Genomic DNA, 1,790 nt, shown 5'->3' on the forward strand with positions numbered 1-1,790 from the left:
CTGGCGGCCGACGGGGTCGAGGGGCCGCTGCGGGCGTGGGACTGGGCGCACCTGGCCGAGCGGGCGCGCGCGGACCGCTCGGCGCTGGACGCCGACGCGCTGCGGCCGTACTTCGAGGCGGACCGGGTGCTGCGCGAGGGCGTCTTCGCCACCGCCACCCGCCTGTACGGGCTCTCGTTCACCGAGCGGCCCGACCTGCCGGGGCACTCGCCGGGGGTGCGGGTGTTCGAGGTGCTGGACGCCGACGGTTCCGCGCTGGGGCTGTACCTCGCCGACCTCTTCGCCCGGCCGTCGAAGCGGGGCGGGGCGTGGATGACGTCGTTCGTGGAGCAGTCGCACCTGCTGGGCACCCGCCCGGTGGTGGTCAACGTGCTCAACGTGCCGCCGCCGGCACCGGGGGAGCCGGCGCTGCTCAGCCTCGACGAGGTGGTCACGCTGTTCCACGAGTTCGGCCACGCGCTGCACGGGCTGCTGTCCGACGTCCGCTACCCGCGCTTCTCCGGCACGTCGGTGCCGCGCGACTTCGTGGAGTTCCCCTCCCAGGTCAACGAGATGTGGGCGTTCCACCCCGAGGTGCTGCCCGGCTACGCCCGCCACCACCTCACCGGTGAGCCGCTGCCGGCGGCGGCGCTGGAGGCGCTGGCGGCGGCGCAGCGGGAGGGTCAGGGTTTCGCCACGACCGAGTACCTCGCGGCGGCGCTGCTGGACCAGGCCTGGCACCGGGTGCCGGCCGGCGGGCTGGACGGGCTGGGTCCCGACGACGTCGAGGCGTTCGAGGCCCGCGCGCTGGAGGAGGCGGGCGTGGCGCTGGCGGAGGTGCCGCCGCGCTACCGCAGCACCTACTTCAACCACGTCTTCGGCGGCGGGTACGCGGCGGCGTACTACTCCTACGTCTGGAGCGAGGTGCTGGACGCCGACACCGTGGAGTGGTTCGCCGAGAACGGCGGGCTGCGGCGGGAGAACGGGGAGCGCTTCCGCCGCCTCGTGCTGGCCCGCGGGGGCAGCACCGACCCGCTGGCGGCGTACCGGGAGTTCCGCGGCCGCGACGCGAGCATCGAGCCGCTGCTGGCGCGGCGGGGGCTGGCGGGGGTCTGACCGCCCGCCGGCCCGGGCGCCCTCCCGGGCGCCCTTCTCCGGGTCCGGGCGCCGCCGCGGGGCCCCGGCGGCGCTGATCCCCGGGTTCGGGCGGTTCGGGCGGTTCGGGCGGTCGGGCGCTCGAGGATCAGGACCGGCGTGCCGATGCTCCTCCCCTGGAGCCCCGGCACCGGGGCCCGACGCCAGGAGGTCCCCGATGCGCCAGCACCGCACGCACCAGCCCTCGACCACGGCCTACCTCGTGGGCAGCGTCGTCACCAGCGGCGCGGACGGCGCCCCCCTGCGCAGCGCCCGCGACGGCGCACCGGTGTGCCACGTCGAGCAGGGCGGCACGTGGGTCGAGCTGCACGCCCAGACCGTCGGGGAGCTGCGCTGCATGGCGCGCGGCCTGGCGGTGGCGGAGTTCCGCGAGCAGCTCGGCGAGGACGCCGACGCCCTGCTCGGCTACCTGCGCGACACCGGCCTGGTCGTCGTCGACCCGGTGGCCGACGCAGCGGTCCTCACCCGGCTGCGCCTGGAGGCCGAGCTCGCCGACCTCGGCCCGGCCGGCGACGACGCCCGCCGGCTGGTGCGCGGCGCCGGGGGCGTGCTGCTGGTGGTGTCGGCCAGCACGCTGCGCGTGGTGGACGGGGCCCGCGGCAGCGACCTCGCGACGGCGGCGCGGGCCGTGGCGGGGGAGACCGGCGCGGAGCAGG

Annotated in this window: 2 protein-coding genes; both read left to right on the forward strand. The window is 77.3% G+C overall.

The features are described from left to right. A partial coding sequence (locus tag ABEB16_RS18095; protein ID WP_345713611.1) for a M3 family metallopeptidase occupies window positions 1-1,095 on the forward strand: 1,095 nt, incomplete at its 5' end. 196 nt (window positions 1,096-1,291) lie between these two features. After that, window positions 1,292-1,790: hypothetical protein (locus tag ABEB16_RS18100; protein WP_345713612.1), on the forward strand; the 499-nt coding region annotated here is incomplete at its 3' end.

Source organism: Kineococcus glutinatus (assembly GCF_039542765.1).
Taxonomy (GTDB): domain Bacteria; phylum Actinomycetota; class Actinomycetes; order Actinomycetales; family Kineococcaceae; genus Kineococcus_A; species Kineococcus_A glutinatus.